An 8,008-nucleotide genomic window follows, 5' to 3' on the forward strand; every position below is an offset into this window, starting at 1 on the left:
AAACTGATGTTAGTTGGCAACGTTTCGATAACTAGCTAAACTGAACAAAATAATTTTGTAGGCAATAAATGATGAGAATTCTGGTAGTTGAAGACGATCCTATCCTTTCACACCACTTAAAAGTGCAGCTCAGTGAATTAGGCAATCAAGTTCAGGTTGCACTGACCGCAAAAGAAGGGTTCTATCAAGCTACCAATTACCCTATTGATATCGCAATTGTCGATTTGGGTCTGCCTGACGAAGATGGCATTAGTTTGATCCAAAATCTCAGAAACGAAGGCCTCAAAGCGCCGATTCTCATTCTTACTGCACGTGTTAACTGGCAAGACAAAGTTGAAGGCCTCAATGCCGGCGCCGATGACTACCTAGTTAAGCCTTTCCAAAAAGAGGAATTAGTCGCTAGGCTTGATGCCTTAGTGAGGCGTAGCGCCGGATTTGTTAAACCACAAATCACCAGCGGCCCATTAGAGCTCGACCTTGCAGCGAAGCAAGTGTCTCTCGATGGACAACCCATGGAAGTCACAGCGTTTGAATACTTAATATTGGAATACCTGATGCGTCACTGCCATGAAGTCGTCGCTAAACAACGCTTACTTGATGTCATTTATGGCGATAAAGAGGGTGACCCCAATACCATTGAGGTAATGGTGAGTCGCTTACGTAAAAAGCTCACTAAAGGTGGCCTAGAAAACCCAATTGCCACTATTCGTGGTCAGGGCTATAAATTCAACCTGCCATGCAATTAAAATTTCTTAAACCTAAGAAACGTCTGCTCACGCGGATGTTTCTCACCTCACTATCTATCATAGCCCTAGTCGGCTTTGGTCTAGCATGGCTAGTAAATATCCTACATGCGCAAAACAATTATAACGAAGAAACCGCCCAGCTAATTGCGGAAATCCCCAAAGTTGCTGCAGAGCTACGTGAACACGATCTGATCCCAGATACCAGCTCATGGCTTGATGATAACAACACTGAAGAGAAATACGTTATTGCCAGTTGTGACGATAACTTCAAGCAGGTATGGACATCTTCTTTAGCAGTCGACAAAGGCTTATTTGATACTTGTGAGCGCTTTGATGCAATCCGCAATGATTCGCCGCCCTACTACCTCAACCTCGCGGATGACCGCGGCTACTTTGTTTACCTTTTAGCGGTGGAGATTGCCCATAATCAATATAACTTGTTGGTGATGAAAGACGCTGAGAAGCTCGAAAAAGAGCTCGACAAATTCAGCCGCTTGACCTACATCCGTTTAGCAATGGTACTCGCATTAGCGTTAGTGTTATTGATCAGTGCCGGTTATTGGGGAATGCGACCGCTCAACCGGATGCGCAACGAATTAGAAAACGTCAGTAGTGGCAAGACTAAAGCCTTGTCGGAAAACTATCCAGTTGAGTTAGAAGGTGTAACCCAAGCTTTAAACCAGCTGTTAGTACAATCAAGTGCGCAGCAGCAACGCTACCAAAATGCCATGAACGATTTGGCCCACAGCTTAAAAACCCGGTTAGCCGCTGTCCACGCGTTAACCGATGACAATGAGCTGAGCCGTCAAGCATCAAACGAGAAGATCATGGAGCAGGTGAGTCAAATGGATCAGCTGGTCAAATATCAACTCAAACGTGCCATGCTAGGTCGTAAAGGACTCAAGCAAGAACAAACGTTAGTGGCACCACTTATTGAGCAATTGTCGTCGATGTTGTTTAAGGTTTACCGTGACAAAACCGTCGAGTTTAGTGCCAACATCCCTAAGGAGCATGTGTTCCCTGGAGACAAAGGTGACTTAATGGAGTTATGTGGCAACCTGATGGAAAACGCATTTAAGATGTGTATCAGTCAAGTGCGTGTCAGCGCCACATACAATGATCATGGTGAGTTTGAGCTTATTGTTGAAGATGACGGTCCTGGCGTCGATGAAAGTATCCGCCAAAAAATCATCGAACGTGGGGTGAGAGCCGACACACAAAAAGCCGGTCAAGGTATTGGCCTTGCGGTATGTAACGAAATAGTCTCTAGCTACAATGGCAAATTGATTATTGGCACCTCAAAATTAGAAGGTGCCTCATTCAAAATAACTATCCCTATTTAGCAACTTGCTGATATAACTGCTCGGCACGATTAAACATGATCCAAGAGGTAGCGATATATTTATCGCCACTGATTGGAACATTGCCTCTATGGCTATGGGTAAAGCCAGCAGGAGCGATCACCATGGTGCCTTTTTTCGGTTTAAGCTTACGCTGTTGATAGTAAAACTCAGTTTCGCCACCCTCTGTGACATCATTGAGGTAAAACATATACAGCACCACTCGGTGCAGCGCTTCGTTATGCCCAATCTGTGGAAACTGCTCCGAATGCCAATGCGGGTAACCGCCCTCGCCTTGCAGGTAGTGTTGCACATTAATTGAGCCAGAACGATACAGGTATTTAACCAAGGCTTCTGCTCGCGGTAAGCCTTCAGACTCAAAATTATCAGGTGATAAGGTCACCGGCTGCCCATCTTGCCCGGCAACTTGAACCGCAACGCCGCCCATCAAAGCCAATGCATATTTGGAGAAATATTGGGTAGCATGCTGTAAGGTATATCCGAGCAGCTCGTCTCTGATAGGCAATAAATCTTGATAATTATCTAGCATAATATCCGTGCTATGCTTCTTAGATTTATCCACCCCATGACCCGTCTGCCCGGGTTGCGAACCGCTATGATTTGCTACGATAGCCATTAGGCGATCGCATAAATCATCGGGAATGGCATTGGGATATGCTTCAATAAAGTCCATTGTGAGTGTATGTCTGATTAATTTATAATCCTTCTATGCTGACATATCAGTTAAGTAATTGTAAAGCCAGTAAGTTCATATAGAATAGTGATAACAAAAACGCAGACCCCTTAGCTATGAAAAAAAGTCGTAAAGTGATGGTAAATCAACTTCAAGTCGGTAACTTCGTCAGGTTACCTGTGTCTTGGAAAGATCATCCGTTTCTGTTTAGTTCGTTCAAATTAAAACAACAAGCCCAGATCGAACTTATACGTAAGCTAGGGATAGAACATGTATTTGTGGATATTGATAAAAGTGAAACAGATCCATTGACCCCAGAGGTGGCGAGTAGCAAACCCCAGCCTAAAGTCGACACAGACTTGGCGTCACTCACAGAAGAGATGCAGAAGTCTAAGATAGAAAAAATCGATCAGCTAAAAAAGATGCGTCGCGATCTACAAAAAACTCAACAAGAATTTGACCGCTCCATCGCCAAAATGCGCAATCTGATTAACAAGCTCAGAAGCCGGCCATTAAACGCCATAGAAGATGGCAAAGAACTCATCCACGACATCAGCAATCAATTACTCAACACCGACAATCTAGTGTTGCATCTAATGGATGAGGCTAAAAATGACGATGGGATTTACTATCATTCACTCAATGTCTCTATTTTGTCGATGATCATGGCGAAAGAATTAGGCTGGGAGCGCAATGAAATAGAACTAGTCGGTTTAGGCGCGCTTTTTCACGACACAGGAAAGCTGAAAGTGCCCGCGCAATTAATGCGTAAAAAAACACCGCTAACACCGCCTGAAATCAATTTTATGAAGCAACACCCGATCATGGGTGCCGAGCTGCTTAAATTAGCCGATACTTTTCCAGAGCAAGCGCAATCTATTGTGCTAAACCATCATGAATATCTCGATGGTTCGGGCTACCCCAAAGGCTTAAAGAAAGACTCGCTCAGTAAACTTGACCAATTGGTCACTGCAATTAATCTTTACGACACGCTCTGTCATCCAGAAGGACGCAACAAAGCGAAAACCCCCTATGCAGCGCTAGGGTTTATATATAAAAACTATAAAGAAAAACTCAATCAAGAAGTGGTAGGCAAACTGATAAAAATGCTGGGTATTTATCCCCCTGGCAGTATTGTCGAGCTGTCTTCTGGCCAGTTTGCCATGGTCATGGCCGTCAATCTAGATAAAATTTTACTGCCTCGAATTATGGTTTACGACAATTTAGTTCCCAAAGAGCAAGCCCCAATCGTTGATCTAGAAGATGAGAAACTAACCATTGTTAAATGTATCCCGCCTGCCGCACTACCTGAAAAAGTGATGCAATACCTAAACCCACGAGAAAGAGTAAGCTACTTCTTTGGAGCTAATGGAAAGAAATAGCCCGGTTTGAAGACGCCATTTGTAGTAAAAAACTAGTAAGAAACTTGCTCAAAACCGATCCCTTGTCTAGGTTGAATCTATCGGCCATACAAATTAGGGATAGGTCAATGACTCAGTTACCAGACTTTGACAAGCTCCTGTGGCTTGCACAAAACGACCCTAACCATCTAGATAAACTGCAAAAGTTAGTATGCGAAGAAGCGATAGAATCTTGTGATGAGGGCAATCGCGCTCAATTGCTGTCGACCCAACATCACCTAGAACAGCAACTGGCGCGCTGCACTAACCCTTATCACCGCTGTAATACTGCAATGGCTGTCATGCATGAGAAGTTTTTGGTACTGAATCAAGCAATGAGCGACCCGCAAAAATTCAGACAAACCAAAGCTGATGTCATCCCATTTGCGATTAACGAGCGCTAATTAAATAGCGCATCGCAAGTCGCTACAACCAACCTTTACGTCTAAAAAATAGATAAGTGCCTGCTGCACTGCCCAACATCATCAAAATCGCCATGGGATAACCTAATTGCCATTCGAGCTCAGGCATATTAGCGAAATTCATTCCATAAGCACTGGCAATTACAGTTGGGGGGAGGAATATTACCGCTGCAACAGAGAAAATTTTAATAATCTTGTTTTGTTGCAAGCCACTAAAGCCCATAGCCGCATCCAGCAAAAAGTTTAATTTGTCGAAAATAAACTGGCTATGGGGCGTCAAAGACTCGATATCAGACAGCATTTCACGCAGGTCTTTTAGGTTATCTTCGCTAAGCTCTTGGCGGTAATAACGCTGCATATAGCGCAAAGAGCGCTGTGTATCGAGCAGACTAAGGCGAATTTTACCGTTTGAATCTTCCTGCAGAGTAATAAGTTTAAATACGTCATCCAACTCATTATTGTCAAAAACCTGCTCGCTTACCCCATCGACAACTGAATAAATATCTTCAATTAAATCTGACAGATAATCTACTTTTAGGTTAAACAAAGCCAGTAATAAACCTTGAGGTGTAGCGCTATCGATTCGCCCTAAGCGCAAATAGTTACGCAATAGGCGGATCAGGCCTAAGTCATCTTCTCGGATCGTAACTAAATAATTTTTACGCAGGTTAAAAGATACGTTAACGCTTTTGATATCTTGACCCGCACGCTGAGGAAAAAGCGAGTTAATATGCAAACCATCTTTGTTTTGATAAAAACGAGCCGAAGCTTCAATCTCGTTAATATCGTCCTCTTCTGGTACTTCTTCAACGGAGTAACGGCTTAACCACTCTCGTTCATCATCATCGGGTTTATACAGATCCAACCACAAGGTGTTAGCCGGTACCGTATCTTTTATATCAAGTTCGACAATAGACAATTTACGTGTCTGGTATACATAAGCTGTGATCATGAAGCCTCCTGAAAAAACACCATGAGCAAAATTTGCTGAACTCAGGCGCAGGGTGAAAACGCTGTCATTCTACCTGATACACAAGTATTGAAAAGATGAAACCTTGAATTAATGAATAAAACTACTGTTGTGGCTGTTTAGCGATCACTATACGCTCTTGATTTGAAAGGCGAATACTTAAACCATCAATCGTGGTTATCTGATTCTGACCAATATCTTTCTTATGAACTTTATAGACAGTTTCATTACCATCTAGTGGCGAAACTATGGTGACATGAATAACTTGATTGCCATCTTGCCAATTCCAGTACCAGTAACCGCCACTGGCTAACAGAGATACGGTAATAATGCCAAAAAGCACATACCGCATCACCATACGCTGGCCTATATTGGCGGTCGACTGGCCACGGGTATCAGCAGTTTTGGGTCGGCGTATATAAAAAAAAGCCCCAGCAATGACCAGTAAAGTCACTAGAATCTTGGTTAACACATTACGCCCTCAAAGTTATTTGCTAGTCAGTATAACCACTTCAATCCAAAAAAACTGTTAAAGCCGTCCAGCATTAGCGATTGAGTATCAAATTCTAATCATGTCGACATAATCTAGATATTTTCACTGATTTAAAGCTAGATCACGCCAAGTAGTGGTAGCAGAGCTAAACTAATGCTATAAAAAACTACGCTTCTTTATTTGGACAGTCGATGACAAAAAATCCTACATTGCTTAAGCAAACCCTACCTGGTTTTACCTTACTACTTGCCACCCTGGCACATACACCAGCATGGGCTGAAGCCATTATTAGTTTCCCTAGCAATACCGAAGTATTGGTGGCCAATGGCGAAGCGAATACCGCAACTACCTTGACGCTAGCCAATGGTACCCAACAAATTTTATTCAAACATATAGACAGCTATCGAGACTTTGGTGATAAGAAACGCTTTACATCGGAAGCCATCGTGCTCACCTTTACAGCTAGTGATGGTCGCTATGAAGTTGAATTACCTAACATCAACTCCAATCGCGGAGCAGATAACTTCAATAGAAGCCCTAGGCTAACCATCACAGATGAGCAAAGTAATGAGGTTAAGTTTAAAATTGATGTGCTAAAAAAAGACGGATTACAACTCGGCCGTAACTATGTCGAAGAGATCCACCTTTATAATGGTTATGCACCGGAGCCAAAAGCCCCGCCCAAAACCGCACCTGCAGCGGTCGCGGCTGTTCCAGCAACCTCAGCGGCTGCAACCTCCAGCTCCAGTGCCGCAAAAGCGGTAACAACTCCTGTTAGCGATACAACAGCAGTCAATACTGATCAAATCAATGTCGGCCAAATGCTAGACTTTTGGTATAGCCAAGCTGATGAGCAAACCAGAAAAGCATTTAAGCGAAGAATCGAAAATCAGTAATTAAAACCCGCCAACATCAAACCCGCCACACGGCGGGTTTGCCCCCTATAGCGAACGCACTTAAGCCACTAATACTTATACCAATCAGTATAAGGATTTGAACTACTCTCTTCGTTCGCGCAGCGAACACATGGGAGCGAAGAAGCCCTGGTTTGGATGCAGCACATTCAAGGGCTTGGAAGCGCGAGTAACTTGTTACGAAGCTGGAGAGCCCGCTCAGCGGCGGGGTGACGTCGAGGGTAAGTGATTTCGCGAAGCGCATATACGAAAAAGCCCTAGCGTTTTCTGCTAGGGCTTTTTCGTGTATTAGGCAAGGCGCCTGTCATGGCCAGCTTCGAGCTCGCTCTCCGCGCTACATAAGTGCATGAAGCTGCGCTTCATAAACGCACTCACTTCGCCCTACTCCACATGGGTATTGAGCCTCACTACGTTCGGACTTTTTACTTCCCCATGTTCGAGTGTCATTTCAAAGCCCGTTAAACGAAAAAATCCCCAACACAAAGTGCTGGGGATTTATCGTTACTGTTTTGTGTTCACTTTTCTAAAAAGTGAAAACCAAAGTGGCGTCTGGAAATGACCTACTCTCGTAGTTAGCGCAGCGAACACATGGGGGTGAAAGTTAGGCGCTTTGAATACGCAGTATTCAGCCCCTAGCCTTTTAGTAAAGAGTGAACGCGGAGAAGCTTGCCTTCGTAGCTGGAGGCAAGGCACACGGAAGTGCCGAATGCCAGAAACGCATGGACGCAGTTTCTGGCCAAGCTCAGCGGCGGGGTGACGTAGGGAGTAGGTATTGCACACACGTGCTTAAGTGGATAAGCCACCTAATATAAATACTGCCTTATTCGAGCCATTAACTAGCCTATTTTACTAGGCTCCAAACGCAAAAAAGCCACCTTAATAAGGTGGCTTCTTCACTTAAATAGGCGTCTGGAAATGACCTACTCTCACATGGGGAGACCCCACACTACCATCGGCGCAATTGCGTTTCACTTCTGAGTTCGGGATGGGATCAGGTGGGACCACAATGCTATGGTTTCCAGACAAATT

8 protein-coding genes and 1 rRNA gene are annotated in these 8,008 nt (G+C 44.0%); 5 read left to right on the top strand and 4 right to left on the bottom strand.

The genetic code is table 11. The features are described 5' to 3' along the window. Positions 1-71 precede the first annotated feature (71 nt). Positions 72-746: a response regulator gene (locus L865_RS0114190; protein ID WP_028773842.1), complete on the top strand. Its 675-nt coding sequence runs from the start codon at positions 72-74 to the stop codon at positions 744-746. Then, a complete protein-coding gene (locus L865_RS0114195; protein ID WP_028773843.1) occupies positions 737-2,089 on the top strand; it encodes an ATP-binding protein in 1,353 nt (450 codons plus the stop codon). Before L865_RS0114190 ends, L865_RS0114195 begins: the two co-directional genes overlap by 10 nt. Here L865_RS0114195 and L865_RS0114200 read toward each other — a convergent pair. Next, positions 2,082-2,780, bottom strand: a complete 699-nt coding sequence (locus tag L865_RS0114200) for a 2OG-Fe(II) oxygenase (RefSeq protein ID WP_028773844.1) — start codon at positions 2,778-2,780, stop codon at positions 2,082-2,084. The genes L865_RS0114195 and L865_RS0114200 overlap by 8 nt on opposite strands. A 116-nt stretch (positions 2,781-2,896) precedes the next feature. Here L865_RS0114200 and L865_RS0114205 point away from each other — a divergent pair, with 116 nt between their 5' ends. Further along, the gene (locus tag L865_RS0114205; RefSeq protein ID WP_028773845.1) at positions 2,897-4,162 is read left to right on the top strand and encodes a cyclic di-GMP phosphodiesterase; all 1,266 of its coding nucleotides are present in this window, start codon (positions 2,897-2,899) and stop codon (positions 4,160-4,162) included. Positions 4,163-4,269: 107 nt separating this feature from the next. Further along, on the top strand, positions 4,270-4,584 hold the full coding sequence (locus L865_RS0114210) for a DUF3135 domain-containing protein (RefSeq protein WP_028773846.1): 315 nt from the start codon (positions 4,270-4,272) through the stop codon (positions 4,582-4,584). A gap of 22 nt (positions 4,585-4,606) precedes the next feature. Here the strand turns inward: L865_RS0114210 and corA are convergent, their stop codons facing one another. Both corA and L865_RS0114220 read right to left on the bottom strand, forming a co-directional pair. After that, on the bottom strand, positions 4,607-5,554 hold the full coding sequence (gene corA, locus L865_RS0114215; protein ID WP_028773847.1) for a magnesium/cobalt transporter CorA: 948 nt from the start codon (positions 5,552-5,554) through the stop codon (positions 4,607-4,609). A gap of 121 nt (positions 5,555-5,675) precedes the next feature. Further along, complete coding sequence (locus L865_RS0114220; protein WP_028773848.1) at positions 5,676-6,044, bottom strand: hypothetical protein; 369 nt, start codon at positions 6,042-6,044, stop codon at positions 5,676-5,678. Between the two features lie 212 nt (positions 6,045-6,256). Between L865_RS0114220 and L865_RS0114225 the strand changes: the two genes are divergently transcribed. Then, positions 6,257-6,961 (top strand): DUF2057 domain-containing protein, encoded by a 705-nt coding sequence (locus tag L865_RS0114225; RefSeq protein ID WP_028773849.1) that lies wholly within the window; start codon positions 6,257-6,259, stop codon positions 6,959-6,961. 925 nt (positions 6,962-7,886) lie between these two features. Here L865_RS0114225 and rrf read toward each other — a convergent pair. Next, a 5S ribosomal RNA gene (rrf, locus tag L865_RS0114230) occupies positions 7,887-8,002 on the bottom strand. Positions 8,003-8,008 lie beyond the last annotated feature (6 nt).

The organism is Shewanella waksmanii ATCC BAA-643 (assembly GCF_000518805.1).
GTDB classification, from domain to species: Bacteria; Pseudomonadota; Gammaproteobacteria; order Enterobacterales; family Shewanellaceae; genus Shewanella; species Shewanella waksmanii.